At 65.5% G+C, this 20,182-nt stretch carries 16 protein-coding genes and 1 pseudogene; 11 read left to right on the forward strand and 6 right to left on the reverse strand.

All coding sequences use genetic code 11. The annotated features are described in order from the left end of the window. The first annotated feature begins 118 nt into the window (after window positions 1-118). The 10 genes and pseudogenes from EJ073_RS18345 (at window position 119) to EJ073_RS18390 (ending at window position 12,111) form a co-directional block, all read left to right on the forward strand. Complete coding sequence (locus EJ073_RS18345) at window positions 119-727, forward strand: CGNR zinc finger domain-containing protein (RefSeq protein ID WP_126056999.1); 609 nt, start codon at window positions 119-121, stop codon at window positions 725-727. Further along, window positions 720-1,250: a hypothetical protein gene (locus EJ073_RS18350; protein ID WP_189347339.1), complete on the forward strand. Its 531-nt coding sequence runs from the start codon at window positions 720-722 to the stop codon at window positions 1,248-1,250. Before EJ073_RS18345 ends, EJ073_RS18350 begins: the two co-directional genes overlap by 8 nt. 206 nt (window positions 1,251-1,456) lie before the next feature. Beyond that, window positions 1,457-4,930, forward strand: a complete 3,474-nt coding sequence (locus tag EJ073_RS18355) for an indolepyruvate ferredoxin oxidoreductase family protein (RefSeq protein ID WP_126057000.1) — start codon at window positions 1,457-1,459, stop codon at window positions 4,928-4,930. A gap of 92 nt (window positions 4,931-5,022) precedes the next feature. Continuing rightward, complete coding sequence (locus EJ073_RS18360) at window positions 5,023-7,338, forward strand: EAL domain-containing protein (RefSeq protein ID WP_126057001.1); 2,316 nt, start codon at window positions 5,023-5,025, stop codon at window positions 7,336-7,338. Between the two features lie 116 nt (window positions 7,339-7,454). Beyond that, window positions 7,455-8,258, forward strand: a complete 804-nt coding sequence (locus EJ073_RS18365) for a hypothetical protein (RefSeq protein WP_245455285.1) — start codon at window positions 7,455-7,457, stop codon at window positions 8,256-8,258. 171 nt (window positions 8,259-8,429) lie between these two features. Then, window positions 8,430-8,579: a DUF3096 domain-containing protein gene (locus tag EJ073_RS18370; RefSeq protein ID WP_126057002.1), complete on the forward strand. Its 150-nt coding sequence runs from the start codon at window positions 8,430-8,432 to the stop codon at window positions 8,577-8,579. 130 nt (window positions 8,580-8,709) lie between these two features. Further along, window positions 8,710-8,934, forward strand: coding sequence for an aa3-type cytochrome c oxidase subunit IV (locus EJ073_RS18375; protein ID WP_126057003.1), 225 nt, complete (start codon window positions 8,710-8,712; stop codon window positions 8,932-8,934). A gap of 85 nt (window positions 8,935-9,019) precedes the next feature. Beyond that, complete coding sequence (locus tag EJ073_RS18380; RefSeq protein ID WP_126057004.1) at window positions 9,020-10,294, forward strand: Re/Si-specific NAD(P)(+) transhydrogenase subunit alpha; 1,275 nt, start codon at window positions 9,020-9,022, stop codon at window positions 10,292-10,294. Beyond that, complete coding sequence (locus EJ073_RS18385; protein WP_126057005.1) at window positions 10,294-10,713, forward strand: proton-translocating transhydrogenase family protein; 420 nt, start codon at window positions 10,294-10,296, stop codon at window positions 10,711-10,713. The genes EJ073_RS18380 and EJ073_RS18385 overlap by 1 nt, the downstream gene beginning before the upstream one ends. Window position 10,714: 1 nt before the next feature. Then, window positions 10,715-12,111 (forward strand): annotated as a pseudogene (locus tag EJ073_RS18390) (NAD(P)(+) transhydrogenase (Re/Si-specific) subunit beta). A gap of 78 nt (window positions 12,112-12,189) precedes the next feature. Here EJ073_RS18390 and EJ073_RS18395 read toward each other — a convergent pair. Genes EJ073_RS18395 through EJ073_RS18420 form a run of 6 tightly spaced genes read right to left on the reverse strand, consistent with a single transcriptional unit; the run spans window position 12,190 to window position 19,296 of the window. Next, window positions 12,190-12,651 (reverse strand): MarR family transcriptional regulator, encoded by a 462-nt coding sequence (locus EJ073_RS18395; protein ID WP_126057006.1) that lies wholly within the window; start codon window positions 12,649-12,651, stop codon window positions 12,190-12,192. After that, window positions 12,648-13,232, reverse strand: coding sequence for an amino acid synthesis family protein (locus EJ073_RS18400; RefSeq protein WP_126057007.1), 585 nt, complete (start codon window positions 13,230-13,232; stop codon window positions 12,648-12,650). Before EJ073_RS18400 ends, EJ073_RS18395 begins: the two co-directional genes overlap by 4 nt. Then, window positions 13,225-14,106, reverse strand: coding sequence for a UPF0280 family protein (locus EJ073_RS18405; RefSeq protein WP_126057008.1), 882 nt, complete (start codon window positions 14,104-14,106; stop codon window positions 13,225-13,227). Before EJ073_RS18405 ends, EJ073_RS18400 begins: the two co-directional genes overlap by 8 nt. Then, complete coding sequence (locus tag EJ073_RS18410; protein ID WP_126057009.1) at window positions 14,106-15,647, reverse strand: 6-hydroxynicotinate reductase; 1,542 nt, start codon at window positions 15,645-15,647, stop codon at window positions 14,106-14,108. The genes EJ073_RS18405 and EJ073_RS18410 overlap by 1 nt, the downstream gene beginning before the upstream one ends. Further along, window positions 15,644-18,439: a molybdopterin-dependent oxidoreductase gene (locus EJ073_RS18415; RefSeq protein ID WP_126057010.1), complete on the reverse strand. Its 2,796-nt coding sequence runs from the start codon at window positions 18,437-18,439 to the stop codon at window positions 15,644-15,646. Before EJ073_RS18415 ends, EJ073_RS18410 begins: the two co-directional genes overlap by 4 nt. Then, a complete protein-coding gene (locus EJ073_RS18420; protein ID WP_126057011.1) occupies window positions 18,436-19,296 on the reverse strand; it encodes a xanthine dehydrogenase family protein subunit M in 861 nt (286 codons plus the stop codon). Before EJ073_RS18420 ends, EJ073_RS18415 begins: the two co-directional genes overlap by 4 nt. 250 nt (window positions 19,297-19,546) lie before the next feature. Here EJ073_RS18420 and pncA point away from each other — a divergent pair, with 250 nt between their 5' ends. Continuing rightward, window positions 19,547-20,161 (forward strand): bifunctional nicotinamidase/pyrazinamidase, encoded by a 615-nt coding sequence (pncA, locus tag EJ073_RS18425; RefSeq protein ID WP_126057012.1) that lies wholly within the window; start codon window positions 19,547-19,549, stop codon window positions 20,159-20,161. Window positions 20,162-20,182 lie beyond the last annotated feature (21 nt).

Consider the following 20,182-nt stretch of genomic DNA (forward strand, 5'->3'; position numbering starts at 1 on the left):
TGGCGGTTTTGGGGCGACGACATGCTCGAAACAGAGGCCGCGGCAACTCGCGACCTGTGCGGAAGGTTGCATTCGGAATCTAACTTGTCAAACGCGATTTATCGGTTAGATTTCTGGCATGACGGTATCCTGGACCCCGCACCGCTTCACCGGCGGCATTCTGGCGCTCGACACCGCGAACACCGTCGTGCTGCGCAACGACCCGGAAAAGACCTTCGACCGTTTCGACAATCCGGCGGAGATCGCGCGCTTCGCCGAGGCGGCGAGCTGTTTCCGCGCCAGCGAGCTTGGCGGCCGAAGGCTGGAGGCGCCGGCACCGGCGGCGATCGCGCCGGTGGTGCTGTCGATCCGCGAGACGACCGACCGCCTGTTCCGCAACGCCGTGGCCAAGGGCACTATCGCCACCGGCGACCTGCCCGGTTTCCTGGCAGCCTGCGCCGACGGCCTGGCGGAGGGCCGTACCGAAATCGGCGGGCCGGGCCGGCCGTTCGGCGATCCGGCGACGCCGATCGCCTTCGAGGCGGCGCTGGCCGTCTCGGCGCTGTCGCTGCTGCGCGGCGATACGGTGGCGAGGCTCAGGATCTGTCCCAACTGCAGCTGGCTGTTCGTCGACCGCAGCCGCAATTCCAGCCGCCTCTGGTGCGACATGGCAGTGTGCGGCAACCGGCAGAAGGCAAACCGCTATTACCGCCGCCGCACGGCGGCCAGGGAGGCTACCAATGTTTAGGAAAAATTCGCGCTCGATGGTTCTCGGCGCCGCGCTGCTGGCGGTGGCGGCGCTCGGCGCCTGCCGTGATTCCGGCAAGGAGCAGCTGTTCGCCATTTCCGGCAAGCTGTTCGAGTTCAATTACCGGCTGGGCATCGCCACCTATGTCGTCACCCTCAATCCGCTCCGGCCGATGGGAGAAGGCCAGGTCGCGGTGGTCAGCTTCCAGAACCCGGCCGGGGGCGATCCGATCATCGTCAACCAGAAGATCTGGCCAAAGCTGCCGCATATAACGCTGACCAGCCCGCCACTCACCTGCGTGGTCAAGGACAAGCCCTACTCAATCTCGATCCGCATCGAGGACGCCAATGGCACGCTGCTGCAAAGCTTCGAGACGACGCTGACCTCGTCGATGGATCAGTCGGTGCTGCCCGACCGCCCGTTGGTGGTCGGCCCGGTCTACGAGCTCAACAAGGACATGGTCGGTCATGTCGACGGCAAGCTGCCGGGCGAGCCGAAGCCCGACTGCTCGAAGGCTACCTGACGTTCAGGTCGCTGGAATTTTCGTGCCCGGCCTGAACCGCCCTAAGTGCCGTCGCATGCGTCAACGGCCGCCGATTGGACCGTTTGTTGCGCGTCGTCTGGCACCTGCGATTTCGTTTGACCTCTCCGGCAAGGGGAGAAAGAGTGCGGCGTCCCACTCCGACGTAGGCTGCGCGATTCCGTGCGCCTCCGCGAAGGAAATGCCTGATGACGCTGCATGACGTCGCGCTCGACGACAAGTTCGACCTTGGCAAGGAGCGCATCTTCCTTTCCGGCGCGCAGGCCGTCATCCGCATGCTCCTTATGCAGCGCGAGCGCGACCGCAGCGCGGGCCTGAACACCGCCGGCTTCGTCTCCGGCTATCGCGGATCGCCGCTCGGCGGCCTCGACATGCAGCTGTGGAGAGCCAAGAAGCAGCTGGCGCAGTCCGACATCGTCTTCCAGCCCGGCCTCAACGAAGAGCTGGCCGCCACAGCCTGCTGGGGCACCCAGCAGGCCGAATTGCTCGGCGAAGGCACGCATGACGGCGTCTTTTCGGTCTGGTACGGCAAGGGGCCGGGGGTCGATCGCTCCGGCGACGTGTTCCGCCACGCCAATCTCGCCGGCTCGTCGAAGCATGGCGGCGTGCTTGCCCTGATGGGCGACGACCATATGGCCGAATCGTCGACCAACGCGCATGCTACCGAATTCCTGTTCGTCGACACGATGGTGCCGATCCTCAACCCGGCCGGCGTGCAGGAGATCATCGACTACGGGCTCTACGGCTTTGCCATGTCGCGCTTCGCCGGCACCTGGGCGGCGATCAAATGCGTCAAGGACAACATCGAATCGACCGCTTCCGTCGATGCCTCGCTCGAGCGGCTCAAGATCGTCGTGCCGCCCTTCGACATGCCGCCCGGCGGCCTCAATATCCGCCACGAGATCGACATGCTCGGCCAGGAGGAGCGGCTGCACGAGTACAAGCGCAACGCCGCATCCGCCTTCATCCACGCCAACGGGCTGAACCGCATCGTCTATTCGGGCGGACGCAACCCGAAGCTCGGCGTCATCACCATCGGCAAGAGCTACCTCGACGTGCGCCAGGCGCTGGAGGATATCGGCATCGACGAGGCGGCCGCCAACCGCATCGGCATCCGCCTGTTCAAGGTCGGCTGCCCGTGGCCGCTCGACCTGCAGCATGTCGCCGACTTCGCCCGCGGCCTCGACACCATCGTCGTCGTCGAGGAGAAGCGCTCGCTGATCGAGGTGCAGTTGCGCGAAAGCCTCTACGGCACCGCCAGCCAGCCGGTCATCGTCGGCAAAAAGGACGAGCGCGGCGACTGGCTGTTCCCGGCCAAGGGCGCGCTCGACCCGAACGAGATCGCGATCGCGCTCGGCGAGCGGATCCTGCGCACCATCGGTCCGTCGGAGGAGATCGCGGCGCGGGTGGCGAAATTGCGCCAGTTCCAGGCCATGCTCGCCGACACCGTCGATATCGGCTCGCGTACGCCCTTCTTCTGCTCGGGCTGCCCGCACAATTCCTCGACCAAGGTACCGGACGGATCGCTGGCGGCGGCCGGCATCGGCTGCCATTTCATGGCGCTATGGATGGACCGCAACACGGTCGGCTTCACCGCCATGGGCGGCGAGGGCGCACAATGGGTCGGCCAGGCGCCGTTCTCGAAACGCGGCCACATCTTCCAGAATCTCGGCGACGGCACCTACAATCACTCCGGCGCGCTGGCGATCCGCTTCGCGCTGTCGAGCGATGCCAACATCACCTACAAGATCCTCTACAACGACGCCGTCGCCATGACCGGCGGCCAGCCGCATGAAGGCGGATTGACCGTCGACATGATCGCCAGGCAGGTGCGGGCCGAAGGCGTCGAGCGCATCGCGATCGTCACCGACGAGCCGGACAAATACGCCGGCAAGGCCGACTTCCCGGCTGGCGCCACCATCCATCACCGCGACGACCTCGACCTCGTCCAGCGCGAATTGCGCGGGGTCAAGGGCATCTCCGTGCTCATCTACGACCAGACCTGCGCCGCCGAGAAGCGCCGCCGGCGCAAGCGCGGCACCTTCCCCGACCCCGACAAACGCGTCTTCATCAACGAGCTGGTTTGCGAGGGGTGCGGCGATTGCGGCGTGCAATCCAACTGCGTGTCGATCCAGCCGGTCGAGACCGAATTCGGCCGCAAGCGGCGCATCGACCAGTCGAGCTGCAACAAGGATTTTTCCTGCGTCAACGGCTTCTGCCCGTCCTTCGTTACCGTGCACGGCGCCAAGATCAGGAAGGCCGAAGGCATCGCCGGCAGGACCGACCCGCTCGACGGCGTGCCCGCACCGGCCGAGTTTTCGCTCGGCGCGCAAGGCTGGGCCGGGATCATCGACGGCGTCGGCGGCACTGGCGTCGTCACCATCGGCGCGGTGCTCGGCATGGCGGCGCATCTCGAAGGCAAGGGCTGCGGCATGATCGACATGGCCGGCCTTGCCCAGAAGGGCGGCTCGGTGTTCACCCATGTGCGTATCGCGCCCACGCCGGACGAAATCCACGCCATCCGCGTTTCGGCCGGCAAAGCCGACCTGGTGCTCGGCTGCGACCTCGTCGTATCCGGCGCGCAGAAGGTGCTGGCCGCAGTGCGCGAGAAGCACACCATCTTCCTTGCCAACACCGCCGAGATCATGCCCGGCGAATTCACCCGTTCGGCCGATTTCTCGCTGCCCGTCGAGCGGCTGAAAAAGGCGATCCGCACTGCTGCCGGCGACGGCAGGGCGCATTTCTTCGATGCCACCCGGACCGCCACCCAATTGTTCGGCAATTCGCTCGGCGCCAACATGTTCATGCTCGGCTTCGCCTTCCAGCATGGCGGGCTGCCGCTGTCGGCCGAGGCGGTCGAGAAGGCTATTGAGCTGAATGGCGAGGCGGTTGCTATGAACGTCGCCGCGTTTCGCTGGGGCCGTCGCGCCGCGCATCAGCCGGATTTCGTGCGCGGCCTCGTCGGCCAGCCGGGCAAGGCGGCCATCGCGCCCGCCGAGACGCTGGACGAGATCATCGCCCGTCGCGTCATTTTCCTGACCGGCTACCAGAACGCAGCCTACGGCAAGCGCTATGCCGAGAGGCTCGCCACGCTGCGCTCTGCGGAGGCCAAGGCGGTGCCGGGCTCGACGGTGGTGACCGAAGCTGCCGCCCGCAACCTGTTCAAGCTGATGGCGATCAAGGACGAATACGAGGTGGCGCGCCTCTATACCGATGGTTCCTTCGCGGCCGAGCTGTCCAAGCAGTTCCAGAGCTACGAGAAATTGGAATTCCATCTGGCGCCGCCGATCCTCGGCCGGCGCGGCAATGACGGCAAACCGAAAAAGTCGAGCTTCGGGCCGTGGATGCTGAAAGGGTTGCGCTTGCTCTCGGCGCTGAAAGGCCTGCGCGGCACGGCTTTCGACCTCTTCAGCCTTACCGCCGAGCGGCGCAGGGAGCGGCAGCTTCTGGCGCAATACGAAGCCGATCTGGAGTTGATCGCGTCAGCACTTTCGCCTGGCGGGATCGAGGCGGCCGCAGCGCTTGCCTCGGTGCCGACACTGATCCGCGGCTACGGCCATGTCCGGCAGGCCAGCGCCGAAAAGGCCGCCGGCGAGCGTTCGAGACTGGTAGAACGCCTTGTGAAAGCGACGGAAAGGCCCGAACTCCAGGCCGCCGAATGACCCGAGAAGCGCCCGAAAATCAGGCGTTTCAGCCCAGGCTAAAGGTTTTTTAATGGGACTATGGCAAGGCTGGGGCTCAATGGGCGCCAGTAATGGGCAGAACAAAAACCGATAACATCCCCGTGGATGTTTATATCCAGTTTGTGCGCTCGTTGTTCGACAACGCGCACATGCTGGTCATCGGCGCGAGCTGCCACGCCATCGTCAGCCTCATGGTCTACTGGCGCAACGGCCAGTCGGTTTTTCTCATCCTTGCCGCGGCGCTGCTTGGTATCGGCGTTTGGCGTTACTTCAGCCTGCGGCGCTTCCATCGCTCGGGCGGCGAGATCCGCGACGCCGCGGATGCGACGCGGTGGGAGCGCGAATATATACTGAAAGGCAGCCTGCAGGGGCTGCTGCTGGGGCTGTTTTGCTTCATTTCCATCTACGTCTACTCGGATTCCTATGCCGAGATCGGAGCGCTTGCCATAACGCTCGGCTCGCTGGTGACAGTCGTTGGCCGGAACTACGGCTCGCCGCGCATGGTCATGATCTTCGCGGTGACCTTCGTCGGACCGATCGCCGCAGCCCTCATCCTCAGGGTCGACATCCCCTATGTCGTGCTCGGGCTGCTAATCATCCCCTTCATGTTCATCATCAAGGGCAGCGCCGACCACGTCCGCAACGTGCTGTTCTCGGCCGTCGTCGGACACAAGCAGGCGCGGCAGCTGGCGCAGCGCTTCAACCGGGCCCTCAACACCATGTCGCATGGCCTGGTCATGCTTGGCCCCGACGGCAAGGTGGTGGTTGGCAACGCCGAAGCCGCCCATCTGATGTCGCTCAAATCGCCGGACCAACTGCTCGGGCGCTCGATCCATTCGCTGCTCATGCGCGGCGTTGCCGGCGGCATGCTGGCGCCGAAGGACTGCCGCTATGTCGAGGCACAGCTGACGCGCGCGCTGCGCGAGGGTCGCGACCGCAAGGTTCTGGTGTCGTTCTCCAATGGCCAGCACTTCGAATTCTCGGCGCGCGAGGGCAGCCAGGACCTTGGCGTCATCACCTTCGAGGACGTCACCGCCCGTGTCGAGGCGGAGGAGAAGATCCGCTTCATGGCGCGCTACGACAACCTTACTGGCCTGCCTAACCGCGCCTATTTCCACGAGCTGGTCGGGGAACTGATGGCCTCCGGCGACCGGGATCGCCTGTGCGGCCTGGCGGTGGTCGACCTCGACGATTTCAAGAGCGTCAACGACACGCTCGGCCATCCCGTCGGCGACGGCCTGATCTATGCCGTCGCGGAACGTCTGGCGGCCATTGCCGGGCAAGGCATCACCGTAAGCCGTTTCGGCGGTGACGAATTCATGATCTTCTTCGACCGCATAGAGGACGAAAGCCACCTGAGCGGCCTACTCGACCTGATCTTCGCCGACCTGCAGGGCGAGGTCGACGTCGCCGGTCACGGGCTGCGCATCCAGGCCAGCGCCGGCGCGGTGCTGTCCAAGGTCGAGGACACCGACGTCGACGCCATGATCGTCAAGGCCGACCTGGCGCTCTACAAGGCCAAGGAGCTCGGCAAGAACAACTGGCGGCTGTTCGAAGCATCGATGGACGCCGCCTTCCGTAACCGCCAGCTGATGAAGGCGGACCTGCGCAGCGCCGTGGAAAGCAAGGGGTTGCGCGTGGTCTATCAGCCGATCGTATCGATGAGCACTATGCGCATCGCCAGCTGCGAGGCCCTGTGCCGCTGGGACCATCCCGATCTCGGGCCGATTTCGCCCAGCATCTTCATCCCGCTGGCCGAGGAGATGGGCATCATCTCCGAGATCAGCACCTTCGTGCTGCAAGCGGCCTGCGCCGAATGCGCCAAATGGCCGGACCAGACCAGCGTCTCGGTCAACCTCTCCGCCAAGGATTTCCGTAACCACGACGTCATCCAGAAGGTCCGCGATGCGCTGGCCGCATCCGGGCTCGCGGCCGGCCGCCTCGAGATCGAGGTCACCGAGACCGCGCTGCTCGACGACAAGTCGCTGACGCGCCAGTACATCGAGGAGCTGAAGCAGCTCGGCGTACGCATCGCGCTCGACGATTTCGGCACCGGCTATTCCAGCCTGAGCTATCTCCACAAGCTGCCGCTCGACAAGATCAAGATCGACCGTTCGTTCCTGATGGACGTCACCCAGAACCCGCGTTCGCTCGACCTCTTGAAGGGGGTCGTCGACCTGACCCGGATCCTCGGCCTTACTGTCACGGTCGAAGGCGTGGAGACCTTCGAGCAGCTCAAGATCCTGCTGCACTCGGTGAAGCCTGACCTGGTCCAGGGCTTCCTCTTCGGCGCCGCGCTGAGCGCGTCGGGCATTGAGACCATGTCCAACGTGACCTGGCCTTTCGCCGCCGAATTGCGGCCCGCCGCGAAGCTCGCCGCCACCTGAATATCCGTCAAAAAACCCCGTTTGCCCGCCCTTGGGGTTTAACCATTTGTTAACGTTAATTTAGAGTAAACGAAAAAGCTCGGAATTTCGCTTCTGGTTCCTTCACCTGTTCGCTATTGTCCTTTTGCGGTGGCACGAGGGCAAAAAAAGTGGAAGCTCAGTTAGTGGGTACGCCCCTGGCGGCGTCTAAAGCCAGGGGTCAGCATCGTCCCTCGGTGTTTTCAGATCACATCATGGAAGTTCTGGATCACATCGAATATCGCCTTTGCGACGGTGCCGAAGACCTTGAGGCGATCTATCGGCTTCGGTACAATTCCTACCTTCATGCAGGCATGGTGAAGTCCGATGCTTCCCGCATGGTGAAGGACAGGTTCGACGATCTTCCGAATTCCTATCGCTTTGGCGTGTTCTTCGATGGCGCACTCGTCAGCACCATCAGAATTCACTACGCCAACGCGAAGTATCCTGTCTCACCCAGCACCGACGTGTTCGGCGATGTGCTGGCCCGGCGCCTGGCGGCCGGCGAAACCTTCGTCGATCCGAGCCGGTTCGCCGCCGATCTCGAGTGGTCGAGCAGCCTGCGCGTGCTGCCCTATGTGACGCTGAGGCTTGCGGTCGTTGCCTGCAGCCATTTCAAGCCGACCTTTTGCCTGACGGCCATCAAGGAAGAGCATTCCGCCTTCTATCATCGCATCTTCCGATCCGAGCAGGCGGTGCCTCCGCGGAACTATCCGGGACTTACCGTCCCCGTGCATCTGTTCCAGTCGAAGTGCTCCGACAACATGCAGGCGACGCTGGACCGCTTCCCGTTCTTCAATTCCACGACGTTCGAACAGCGCATGCTTTTCCAGCGCCCCAAGCGGGGCGAGTTGGCGCCGCTGACCATCCTGCCCACCGCCAAATACTTCGAAGCGGCCTGAGCTTCGCAGCTTCTTCTCGGCTGTTGCCGTACCGAAGCCCGCGACATTTTGTTGGACGACATGCGTCGGCCGGAGCCTTCCGGGCGCGCCCGCGTTGTAAGGAGCGACAGGCACCGCCTGCAGATTGTATCGCCTGGAGCGGCGATCACCACTTTTGGAAAGGACCCCGACATGACCATTTCCGCGCTTACGCTGACCCCGTTGATCTCGCTGATCGCCGGCGTGCTGATCCTGGTCATGCCCAGGCTGCTGAACTACATCGTCGCGCTCTATCTGATCATCGCCGGCCTGCTCGGATTGTTCCCGCATCTCGCCGGCTGACGGGCCTGCCAAGCCGCCGCCTTCAACTTTCCTTTGAGGCTGTTGTGCCGGGCGATGCGGCAATAGCGCCATTGCTCTGCGTCCAGCTTTTCGCTATGTGCCTCCAAGATGTCTTCGAAGGGGTATTCCTATGGCTGATCACACGCCGACCGGTCCTGTCGAACTGGGCGCGAAGATGGACTATGCCGAGCATGACCGCACCTATGCGGGCTTCCTGGCGCTGGCCAAATACGGTTCGCTCTTTTGCCTCGCCGTGATGATTTCGATGGCTTTCGGCTTCTTCGTGGGCGGCTTCTTCTCGGCGGTCATCCTCTGGGCCGTGATCCTGGCCGCCGGCTTCTTCATTCTCCGGTAGACTTTCCAAACCCTTTGCCTCGGACGTCGCCGGAGGCCCCGGCCGGCGTCCCGCGCAGACAGGTTCCAGCCGAAAGGATCATGCGGTGGGGCAGACGGTTTTCATCCCTCGTGAGCTTGACGCCAACGAGCAGCGCGTTGCTGCCTCGCCGGACACGGTGAAGCGACTGGCCGGCCTCGGCTTCGAGGTGGTGGTCGAAAAAGGCGCGGGCACCGGCTCGCGCATCCCCGACGAGGAATTCGCCAAGGCGGGCGCCGCGATCGGCAAGGCCGCCGATGCCTCGAAGGCCGATGTCGTGCTCAAGGTGCGCCGACCGACCGACACCGAGCTCAAGGGCTACAAGCAGGGCGCCGCCGTCATCGCCATCATGGATCCCTACGGCAACGACGCGGCCGTCGCCGCCATGGCCAAGGCCGGCATCACCGCTTTCTCGATGGAGTTCATGCCGCGCATCACCCGCGCGCAGGTGATGGATGTGCTGTCCTCGCAGGCCAATCTCGCCGGCTACCAGGCGGTGATCGATGCGGCTGCCGAATATGACCGGGCGCTGCCGATGATGATGACGGCGGCCGGCACCGTGCCGGCGGCCAAGGCCTTCATCATGGGCGTCGGCGTCGCCGGCCTGCAGGCCATCGCCACCGCGCGCCGGCTTGGCGCCGTGGTCACCGCCACCGACGTGCGTCCGGCGGTGAAGGAGCAGGTGCAGTCGCTCGGCGCGAAATTCCTGGCCGTCGAGGACGAGGAGTTCAAGGCGGCCGAGACGGCGGGCGGCTATGCCAAGGAAATGTCGAAGGAATACCAGGCCAAGCAGGCGGCACTGACCGCCGAGCACATCGCCAAGCAGGATATCGTCATCACCACGGCGCTGATTCCCGGACGTCCGGCGCCGAAGCTGGTGTCGGCGGCGATGGTCGCCGCAATGAAGCCGGGCTCGGTGATCGTCGACCTTGCGGTCGAGCGCGGCGGCAATGTCGAGGGCGCGGAAGCCGGCAAGGTCGTGACCACGGCCAATGGCGTCAAGATTGTCGGCCATCTCAACGTGCCGGGCCGGGTCGCTGCGTCGGCCTCCCTGCTCTATGCCAAAAACCTGTTCGCATTCCTCGAGACGCTGGTCGACAAGGAGAGCAAGACGCTTGCCATCAAGCGCGACGACGAACTGGTCAAGGCGACCATGCTGACCGATGCTGGCCAAGTGGTGCACCCCAACTTCGCCAAGGCCGACCAGCAGCCGCGCGTTGAACCGGCGGCAATCCCGGCGACGACCATGGCCGCCGACGCCGCGCCGAAAGCCGCGCCCAAAAAGGCGGCTGACAAGAAAAGCACAAGCAAGCCCGCTGCCAAGTCGAAGGGGATCGCGTGATGGACGCCTTGCAGAAAGCCCTCGACCAGCTCGATCAGGCAACCGCCGCGGTCAGGCTCGCGGTGCACGATCTGGCCACCGCCCCAGCCGCCGAGGCAGCGGGCGACGCCGCTCATGCGCTCTCCGGCGGCGCCATCGACCCCTTCGTCTTCCGCTTCGCCATCTTCGTGCTGGCGATCTTCGTCGGCTACTACGTCGTCTGGTCGGTCACGCCGGCCCTGCACACGCCGCTGATGGCCGTCACCAACGCCATCTCGTCGGTGATCGTCGTCGGTGCGCTGCTTGCCGTCGGCATCTCGGCCTCTGGCCTTGCCACCGGCTTTGGCTTCGTCGCGCTGATGCTGGTTTCCGTCAACATCTTCGGCGGCTTCCTCGTCACCCAGCGCATGCTGGCCATGTACAAGAAGAAGGACAAGTGACGTGAACGCCAACTTCGCTTCGTTCCTTTATCTTGTCTCGGGCATCCTGTTCATCCTGGCGCTGCGCGGCCTGTCGCACCCGACCACCAGCCGCCAGGGCAACCTCTACGGCATGATCGGCATGGGCATCGCCATCGCCACGACGCTGGCGCTGGCGGTGCCGTCGGCCGGCGGCTTCGGCCTGATCGTGCTGGGGCTCGCCATCGGCGGTGGCGTCGGTGCGGTCACCGCGCGCCGCATCGCCATGACCTCGATGCCGCAGCTGGTCGCCGCCTTCCACTCGCTTGTCGGCCTCGCCGCCGTGATGGTGGCGTCCGCCGCCATCTACGCGCCGGAAAGCTTCGGCATCGGCACGGTCGCCGACATCCATGCCCAGGCGCTGATTGAGATGAGCCTCGGCGTCGCCATCGGCGCCATCACCTTCACCGGCTCGGTCATCGCCTTCCTGAAGCTCGACGGCCGCATGTCGGGCAAGCCGATCATGATCGGCGGCCGCCATCTCATCAACATCGCGCTCGGCATCGCCCTGGTCGTGCTGATCGTGCTGCTCGTCACCACCGAGTCCAAGCTGGTCTTCTGGCTGATCGTCGCCGCCTCGCTGGTGCTCGGCGTGCTCTTGATCATCCCGATCGGCGGCGCCGACATGCCGGTGGTGGTGTCGATGCTGAACTCCTATTCGGGCTGGGCTGCGGCGGCGCTCGGCTTCACGCTTGGCAACCTGGCGCTGATCATCACCGGCGCGCTGGTCGGCTCGTCGGGCGCGATCCTGTCCTACATCATGTGCAAGGGCATGAACCGCTCGTTCATCTCGGTCATCCTCGGCGGCTTCGGCGGCGAGACGGCGGCGGCGGCCGACGACGGCATCGAGCGCACCGTCAAGCAGGGTTCAGCCGACGATGCCGCCTATCTGATGATGAACGCGCAGAAGGTCATCATCGTGCCCGGTTACGGCATGGCGGTCGCGCAGGCGCAGCACGCGCTGCGCGAAATGGCCGACAAGCTCAAAGCCAATGGGGTCGAGGTCAAATACGCCATCCATCCGGTGGCAGGCCGCATGCCCGGCCACATGAACGTGCTGCTCGCCGAAGCCAACGTGCCCTATGACGAGGTGTTCGAGCTCGAGGATATCAACTCCGAATTCGCGCAGGCCGACGTCGCCTATGTCATCGGCGCCAACGACGTCACCAACCCGTCCGCGCGCGACGACAAGGCCTCCCCATCTACGGCATGCCGATCCTCGACGTCGACAAGGCCCGCACCTGCCTGTTCGTCAAGCGCTCGCTCGGCTCCGGCTATGCCGGCATCGACAACACGCTGTTCTACAAGGACGGCACCATGATGCTGCTCGGCGACGCCAAGAAGATGACCGAGGAAATCGTCAAGGCGTTTGATCATTGATCCGGACGGATCTCAGGACCCAGAAAAAAGCCCGGCTTCGCGCCGGGCTTTTTCGTATCCAGGAACCGCCGCTGCCGGTTAGGCCAGCTTGGCCAGCAGGCGCATGAAGGTCGCGGCTTCCCTGGTCGACAGCGGCGCCAGCGTCTCCTCGGTGATGGTACGTGCATGCGGGAACAGCCGCTCGACCGCCTCGCGGCCCTCCGCCGTCAGGTTGACAAGCAAGCGGCGCTTGTCGACATCGTGCTTCGAGACATCCACCAGCCCGCGCGCCTTCAGCCGGTCGATGACGCCTTTCACCGTCGCCGCGTCCATGGCGATAAAGGTGCCGAGCTGGTTCTGCGAGGTCTCGCCGATGTCGTAGAGCTTGGCGAGCGCAGCGAATTGCGGCGGCGTCAGGTCGGCGATATGCGCGGCGAAGATCGCGACATGGCGCTGATGCGCCTTGCGCAGGATGAAGCCGACCTGGTCTTGCAGGTGATAGCCGTTTTCGTCGGGTTCTTCGGCCTCGACCAGTCGCAGCAGATTGTCCTCGGTGCTCATCTCAGCCCGTCCCACGCCTTGATGTCCTTGGCCGCCAGGCCGCCCATGCGGTCGTGCACGCGCGGGCCACAGGTCATGGCAAGGCAGAACAGGATCTCGTCGGGACGCGGCCCGTCGCTGATGCCGACTTCCATGGCGTCGAAATGGCTGCGCACATAGGCGGCGTTGATGTGGCCGAGCGGCACGTCGAGCCGCGAACCAAAGGCGCCGACCTTCTTGGCCGACGGCACGATCGCCTTGGCGTCGCCGAGCCGCTCGCGCATGGCGTAGCCGCCCGGCACGTGCCAGAGCGCGCCGTGCTCCAGCTCACCGGCGGAGCCGACGATGGCGCCCTTGCCGTAGCCGTCGATCTGCCTCACGTCACCGCCGAGCGCCGCAATCAGCCGATCTGCCAGCATCAAGCCGAGCGGCTTCAGGTCGTCCATTGCGCCCTGCAGCTCTTCGACGTAGCGGCCGGCAAAGGGGTTCTTCACCACGGCGAGAGCGGCGGCGCGACGGCGTGGCGCTGCCGCCACCGGACCGCCATCATGAAAAATCTCTTCGGTCAGGACCGCGATCTTGCGGATCGGGAATTCAGGCATGGGCAGTTTCCTTCGCTTTGTGCTTGTTGGGCGCGGCAAGCGCCACCGAACCACTGATGCGGGTCTCGCCGGCAAGGAACAGCGCCGAGGCCGATATCAGGCCGCGCCGGCGAAAATCTTCTGCGACGGCAAGCCCGTTGTCCAGCGCCCGCGCCACTTCGCCCGGCGAAAGCGTCCCGACGCCCTGCGTCACCAGCCGGTCGCCGAGATCGCTGTCAGGCACAATATCGCGAGCATGCACGCGCTCGATCGCACGGTGACCGGGCAGGTCGACGGCATTGGCGATGAGGGTCGCCGCGGCATCGGCTTCGGCGCCGGTGCGCGCCAGTACGGTGACAGCGTCGGCAATTCCCAGCGAAAACGAGCGGCCGCGCCAGCCGCTGGTCGCGACACCGCGTACGCCATCTTCGGCATGAATGGCGATGCGGTCGGCAAGGCCATGCCCGGTGCCGGCTATGGCCAGGGTCATCGACTGCCCCGAGCCGAGATGGAGGGCGCTGTCGCCGCCATTGTTGACATAGGCGCGATCGAGCCTTCGCCCGGCAAGCAGTGCACCAAGCATTTCGTCGGCTACCGAGCCGGCGACGGCCGCCATCGGCGTGATGAACATTTGCGCCAGCGGCGCCACCGCCGCCTCCATGCGGCGCGCGGTCGGCCCGGCAAAGGCGCGAGGGCGCAAGGCGGCCGGGCGGCGCAGCTCCGGAAGCTCCTCAACCAGTTCCGCCAGGATGGTCTGGAACCGCGCGACGGCCTGACTGTAAGCAGCGCGGCATTCGCCCTCCTCGCCAAAGGTCTCGACGACAAGGTCGATCGGCCCATGGTTGAGGTGAAGCCGCCTGCCGTCGGCGAGCCAATGCGCCTGCGGGCCGGTCATCATCCGGCCCCGTTCGCAGCGGCACGCCGCAGCTGCGCCAGCGGCGGCCATGGGTTGTTGACGGCGGCGCCGGCGCCACGGCGCGGATTGAGGTACTCGCCGCCCCTGGCGAGGATGTCCTCGACGCTGCGGATCTCTGCCTCGTAGCCGCCCAGCCTGACATAGTCGTCGCGGCGCAAGGTGAATTCGATCGGCGCCACCAGCGCCGGCGTCGGCACATAGCCGAAGGCACCTTCAGGCACGCGGGTGACGTCGACCATCAGCGTGATGCCGCCGCCCGGCCAGACATAGACCGGCGCGCCGCCCACTGTAACGTAGGTCCTCAGGCCCTGCACCGAGCGGGTGAGGTTGACCGGGTTCTCGGTGACGCCGGCGCGCAGCGAGCCGCCGGCGCCGCCGATGAACAGGACGGTGCAGAGTGCCGGCTCGCAATTGTCCTCGATCAGGCCGACAGATTTCTGCAGCCGCTCGGGGAACGGCTTTTCGACCGGCTTCAACTGATCGTCGAGCTCGTAGTAGGCGAACTGCTCGCCTGTGGTCGAGACCATCAGCAGCGACAGGCCCGGCCGCGCGCCCTTCTTGGCATTCCATTCACCGAGAATCGACAGCGGATCGGAGATGGTGGTGCCGCCCCAGCCGAGGCCTGGCTCCGACACCTTGAAATAGCGACCGGGCGTCGAGCGACGGCCGATGATCTTGATCCCGGTATCCTGCCAGCCCAGCACCTTGCCGGCCTGATGCTCCGAGACGACGCCGGTGATGTGGTCGTCGACTACCACCACCTCGTCGACAAGGCCGCGCCATTGCGTGGCGAACATGCCGATGGTGGCCGAGCCGCAGCCGACGCGCATGCGGTGCTCGACCTTGCCGTCGATGACCGGCGGTTTGCCGGCTTCAACGATGACCGTCGCGCCGCCATCGATGGTGAGTTCCACCGGCTTGCGGTTGCACAGGTTGAGCAGCGCATCGCAGGTGGCGCGGCCTTCGGTCTTGGAGCCGCCGGTCAGATGATGGACGCCGCCGAGCGACAGCATCTGCGAGCCGTATTCGCCGGTCGTGACGTGGCCGATCGCCTCGCCTTCCGACCGCACTGTTGCCGTCTCGTCGCCGATATGGCGATCGGTGTCGATCTTCACCTTGACCCCGCAGTAGGAGAAGATGCCCTCGGTGACGACGGTGACGAGATCGACGCCGTCGACCTCCTGGCTGACGATGAAGGGCGCCGGCTTGTAGTCCGGATAGGTGGTGCCGGCGCCGATGGCGCTGACGAAGCGCCGGCCGGTGTTGACCAGCTCGCCGTTCCAGGCTTCGCCTTCGGCGACGAACGGCACGACAGCGCCGCCGGTCTCGGCTGCGTGGTCGAGGATGGTCAGCGGATCCATGCGCACGATACGGCCGCCGACATTGCCGTAGCGGTCGCAGGCGCCGGTGCGGCCGTCGGCGATGTAGCACATGACCGGACAGGCATCGCAGCGGATCTTCTCCGCCACCTGCTTCTCGCCGGGATCGTGGGTTTCGAAACGTTCGGCAAGCTCGCTCATCGGCGCGCCTCCTTGTCGCGGATCGCCGCAAGGATGCGGCTCGGCGTCGCCGGCACCTTGGTGACGAGCACGCCGGTGGCGTGGCGGACGGCGTTGAGGATCGCCGGCGCGGTCGGGATCAGCACGTGTTCGCCCAGCCCCTTGGCGCCGAAGGGTCCTTCCGGGTCCGGAACCTCGACCAGTATGTGCTCGACCGGCGGCACGTCGCCGATGGTCGGGATGAGGTAGTCGTGCAGGTTCTCGGTGCGGCCGGGGATGTATTCCTCCATCAGCGCCATGCCGATGCCCTGCGCGATGCCGCCCTCGATCTGGCCCTCGACCAGCACCGGATTGATCGCCTTGCCGACGTCGTGCGCGGCGGTGATCCTGATCAGCCTTACGGTGCCCAGCTTGAGATCGACCTCCAGCTCGGCGATCTGCGCGCCATAGCCATAGACGGCATAAGGCTTGCCCTGCCCCTTGGCGTCAAGGGGCAGCGTCGGCGGGTCGTAGGTCTCTTCCGCAACGAACACCAATCCGTCGGCATTGGCTTTCAGCTCAGACAGGTCGACACGCCGTGTGGCGTCGCCTTCGCGGATGAAGATGCTGAAGCCGTCGAGCGCGATGGTCGCCCGGTCAGAGACATTGGCAAAGCGCAGGATTTTCTCACGCAATGCCCTGCCTGCCTTTTCGGCCGCCTTGCCGGTCACAAAAGTCTGGCGCGAGGCGGACGTCTTACCGGCGTCGGGCGTGATCGCGGTATCGGCGCACTTCAGGCGAAATTTTTGCAATGGCAGGCCGAGCGCATCGGCGCAGATCTGGCTGATGACGGTGTTCGATCCCTGGCCGATGTCGACGGCACCCTGATGCAGCACGACCTCGCCCGCGGCCGCGATGCCGACCTTGATGGTCGAGGGATTGGGCAGCGAGGTGTTGCCGCAGCCATACCAGCAGGAGGCGACGCCGACGCCCCGCTTTCTGTCCTCGCTGGCGGCGTTGAACGCCTCGGCCTCGGCGAGCGCGCGGGCCCAATGCGGGCGAAGCGCTTCCAGGCATTCGCCGATGCCGACGCCCGACTCGAGGCGCTGCCCGGTGACCGTTTCGGAGCCGTTACGAAGACAGTTTTTCAAGCGAAAATCAAGCCGATCCAGCCCAAGCTTGCCGGCAAGTTCGTCGTAGAGCGTCTCCTGCATGATCGTCGCCTGCGGCACGCCGAAGCCGCGGAAGGCGCCGGAGATCGGGCCGTTGGTGTGGATGGCCCGGCCTTCGGCGCGGTAGTTCGGCGTCAGGTAGGGGCCGGAGGCATGCACCGGCACGCGATTGGCGACGGTCGGACCCCAACTGGCATAGGCGCCGGTGTTGAAATCGCCGGAAAAGACCATGCCGGTGACGCGGCCACCGGCATCGGCGCCGATCGTCGCCTGCATCTCGGCGGGATGGCGCTTGGTGGTCGAAATCATCGATTCATTGCGGGTGTATGCAAGGGCCGCCGGGCGGCCCGTCCTCATCGCCACCAGGCCGATCAGCGGCTGCAGCGAGACGTCGAGTTTCGAGCCGAAGCCGCCGCCGGTGGCGGTCGGCACGATGCGCACCTTGTCGACGGCAAGACCGAGCACCTTTGCCGTGTCGTCGCGGTCCATATAGGGCGCCTGCGTGCAGGCGACGACGACCAGCGTGTCGCCGTCCATGTAGGCATAGCCGGCTTCCGGCTCGATATAGGCATGCTCGACATAGGAGGTTTCGATGGCGCCGGACACGGTGACGGCGGCGCCGGCAAGCGCTGCGTCAGGATCGCCGCGTTCGACGAAGCCTGAGGTGAGCAGGTTCGCCGGACGGTGCCGGTGCAGCAGCGCCGCGCTATCGGCCTTCGCGTCCGAGGGCTGCAGGACATGCGGCAGCTCGGTCCATGAAACCGGAAAATCCGTCAGATCGAGATCGAGGATCGCTTCGCGCTCGCCCGCCACCAGCGCAACCGCCTCGCCGCGAAAGCGCGCTTCGCCTTCCGCGAGCGCCGGCTGGTCGGCAAAGGGACCGATGACACCGAAGCAGTTGTGGCCCGGAATGTCGGCGGCGGTGAAAACGCCGGCGATGCCCGCATGGGCGCCCGCCCAGGCTTCGAGATCGCCGAATGCGCAGCGGGCATGGTAGTGGGGCGAGCGGACCACCAGCACGGCAAGCGCGTCGGCCGGGAAAGAGTCGCCGCCAAACTTCTCGTCGCCGGTAACCTTCGGCACTCCGTCGAGGCGGATCGGCGAGGCGCCGACGGCGCGGCCAACCTCTGGCATGCGAGGATCAAGGCTGTCGACGCGCCGCGATGCGTCCATGACGGCGGCGATGATCTTCCGGTAACCGGTGCAGCGGCACAGCACACCGCCCAGTGCGTCTTGCGTCTCGGCCTCGCTCGGCTGGGGATTGCGCTCGAGAAGCGCTGTCGCCGCCACCAGCAGGCCCGGCGTGCAGATGCCGCATTGCGCCGCGCCGTGATCGAGGAAGGAAGCCTGCAACGCCGACAGCCTGCCATTGGCAAGGCCTTCGACAGTGGTGACGGTCGCGCCCGACACGGAGGCGGCCGGCACCAGGCAGGCGCAGACCGGGTCACCGTCGACCAGCACGGTGCAGGCGCCGCAGTCGCCGGCGTCGCAGCCGACCTTGGTGCCGGTCAGCCGCAATTCGTCGCGCAGCACTTGGGAAAGGCGACGTACCGGAGGTACGGAGACGCTGACCGCAGCGCCATTGACCTCGAAGGCGATATCGCTGTGTTCCATGCTCATGCCGGACTGGACTTCGCTCATCTGAGGCTGAACCTGGCTCATGCAGCCACCTGGTCGCCAGCAGTGTGGCCGATAGCGGCAAGCACGGCGCGGGCGACGAGCTCGCGCGCCGCATCCTGTCGGTATTGGGCGCTGCCGCGCACGTCGGCGATCGGCGACAGTTCATCGATCGGCGCGGCGAGCACGACCCGACAGAGGGCTTCGTTGGCCGGCAGGCCGAGCAACGCCGCCTCGACGCCCGTGAGCCGCCTGGCGACCGCCGAGCAGGCGCCGACGGCGATGGCCGCTTCAGCGACGGCGCCATCGTCGACGACAAGGCGCGCCGCCGCCATGGCGATGGAGATGACCAGATAGCGTCGGGCGCCGAGCTTCACGAAGGCAGATGTGCCGCCAGCCGCCGGTTTCGGGACGCGAATGGCGGTGACCATCTCGCCCGATGCCAGGGCGGTGCGGCGATTGCCGAGAACGAACTCGCCGAGCGGCAGACGGCGCAACGCCTTCGCCGAGCGCAGTTCGACCTCGGCGTCGAGCACCAGAAGCGCCGGCACGCCGTCGGCGGCGGGCGAGGCGTTGCAGAGATTGCCGGCGATCGAGGCGACATTCTGGATCTGCACGGAACCGACGTCGCGCGCCGCCGCCTTCAACGCGTCGAAGGCGCCCGGCAATTGATGGCGGACCAGATCGGTCCAGGTTGTGCGCGCGCCGATCAGCCAGTGCGTTTCGCTCTCCACGATACCGCGCAGGGCCGTCAGGCCGTTGATGTCGAGAATGTTTTCGCGAAACGGCTTGTTGCCTTGCGCCGGATAGAAATCGGTGCCGCCCGCCAGGATGCGCCAGCGATCCTCGCCAAGCAAGGCGAGCGCCTCGTCGACCGTGGTGGGTTTCGCGTAACGGATCACGCTTTGCCTTCCAGAAAAGGGGCCTTTGCGAGGGACCTGCCGGCGTCCCGCTGGCAAAAATTCATTCGTATGCAAATGATATCAAGTCGGCAGGAATTGTCAAAGCCGGAGTTTCCGGCCTCCGCATCGGCGAGTGGTTCCACGCGATTGTTACGCCGCTGGAGGTTGACGTCGCCGGCCATCTGGTCAAGTTTCTGCGTCCGGTCGCGACAGCGGCATTTTACTTGAGCCCACGCTGAGGAGGAGGCCTATGGCCGACGAAGCGCTTGTTGTCATCGACCTGCAAAACGACTTCTGCCCCGGTGGCGCGCTGGCGGTGGCCGGCGGCGACGAGATCGTGCCACTGGTCAACGACCTGATCCGGCGAACCGAGCACGTCGTACTGACGCAGGACTGGCACCCTGCCGGCCATTCGAGCTTTGCCTCCAGCCATCCCGGCAAACAGGCTTTCGAGACGATCGACATGGCTTATGGGCCGCAGACGCTCTGGCCGGATCACTGCATACAGGGCAGTCTCGGCTCTGATTTCCATTCGGGTCTTGCCTGGACCAAAGCTGAGCTGGTGATCCGCAAGGGTTTCCGCCCGGCGATCGACAGCTATTCGGCCTTCTTCGAGAACGACCACACGACCCAGACCGGCCTGGCCGGCTATCTGCGCGAACGCGGCATCGACACCGTGACGCTGGTCGGGCTGGCGACCGACTTCTGCGTCGCCTTTTCGGCGCTGGACGCCGTCAAGCAGGGCTTCAAGACAACGGTGCGGCTAGACGCCTGCCGCGGCATCGACCTCAACGGCTCGGTCGAGGCGATGCTGAAGCGGATGCGCGAGGCCGGCGTGGTGCTCGAAGACCATTTGTCGGACTGACCAGACGGTGAGGCGTCGGGG

Source organism: Mesorhizobium sp. M4B.F.Ca.ET.058.02.1.1 (assembly GCF_003952505.1).
Classification (GTDB): domain Bacteria; phylum Pseudomonadota; class Alphaproteobacteria; order Rhizobiales; family Rhizobiaceae; genus Mesorhizobium.

Excerpts from the sequence above, each read along its gene's own strand:
- EJ073_RS18345 (WP_126056999.1), top strand. The coding sequence starts at position 119 with ATGACGGTATCCTGGACCCCGCACCGCTTCACCGGCGGCATTCTGGCG.
- EJ073_RS18350 (WP_189347339.1), top strand. The coding sequence starts at position 720 with ATGTTTAGGAAAAATTCGCGCTCGATGGTTCTCGGCGCCGCGCTGCTG.
- EJ073_RS18355 (WP_126057000.1), top strand. The coding sequence starts at position 1,457 with ATGACGCTGCATGACGTCGCGCTCGACGACAAGTTCGACCTTGGCAAG.
- EJ073_RS18360 (WP_126057001.1), top strand. The coding sequence starts at position 5,023 with ATGGGCAGAACAAAAACCGATAACATCCCCGTGGATGTTTATATCCAG.
- EJ073_RS18370 (WP_126057002.1), top strand. The coding sequence starts at position 8,430 with ATGACCATTTCCGCGCTTACGCTGACCCCGTTGATCTCGCTGATCGCC.
- EJ073_RS18375 (WP_126057003.1), top strand. The coding sequence starts at position 8,710 with ATGGCTGATCACACGCCGACCGGTCCTGTCGAACTGGGCGCGAAGATG.
- EJ073_RS18385 (WP_126057005.1), top strand. The coding sequence starts at position 10,294 with ATGGACGCCTTGCAGAAAGCCCTCGACCAGCTCGATCAGGCAACCGCC.
- EJ073_RS18395 (WP_126057006.1), bottom strand. The coding sequence starts at position 12,651 with ATGAGCACCGAGGACAATCTGCTGCGACTGGTCGAGGCCGAAGAACCC.
- EJ073_RS18400 (WP_126057007.1), bottom strand. The coding sequence starts at position 13,232 with ATGCCTGAATTCCCGATCCGCAAGATCGCGGTCCTGACCGAAGAGATT.
- EJ073_RS18405 (WP_126057008.1), bottom strand. The coding sequence starts at position 14,106 with ATGACCGGCCCGCAGGCGCATTGGCTCGCCGACGGCAGGCGGCTTCAC.
- EJ073_RS18410 (WP_126057009.1), bottom strand. The coding sequence starts at position 15,647 with ATGAGCGAGCTTGCCGAACGTTTCGAAACCCACGATCCCGGCGAGAAG.
- EJ073_RS18415 (WP_126057010.1), bottom strand. The coding sequence starts at position 18,439 with ATGAGCCAGGTTCAGCCTCAGATGAGCGAAGTCCAGTCCGGCATGAGC.
- pncA (WP_126057012.1), top strand. The coding sequence starts at position 19,547 with ATGGCCGACGAAGCGCTTGTTGTCATCGACCTGCAAAACGACTTCTGC.